This window comes from Verminephrobacter aporrectodeae subsp. tuberculatae At4, assembly GCF_000193225.1.
Classification (GTDB): Bacteria; Pseudomonadota; Gammaproteobacteria; order Burkholderiales; family Burkholderiaceae_C; genus Acidovorax; species Acidovorax aporrectodeae.
In genome coordinates this window covers 1-209 of sequence record NZ_AFAL01000594.1, presented here as the reverse complement: position 1 = coordinate 209, position 209 = coordinate 1, and the positions used below count along the sequence as shown (strand labels likewise).

Genomic DNA, 209 nt, shown 5'->3' with positions numbered 1-209 from the left:
GCTGCTGCGCGGCGTATTCGGGCTGGCCGGCGACGCTGTTCAGTTGCTGCGGGTCGCGCCGCAGGTCGAAGAACAGGGGCGCGCTGGCGGCGAAGTGCACGTATTTGTAGTGCGCGTCCTGCACCACGGCCAGCGCGCATTCGTCCATCTCCAGGCCGAGCGCGGTTTCTGGCCGGGAATAGAAGATGTCGCGGAAGTCGTATTCGTAG

General features: G+C 65.6%; 1 pseudogene. It reads right to left on the bottom strand.

The annotated features are described in order from the left end of the window. Positions 1-209, bottom strand: a pseudogene (locus tag VTU_RS28325) (sulfatase); the annotation flags it as partial.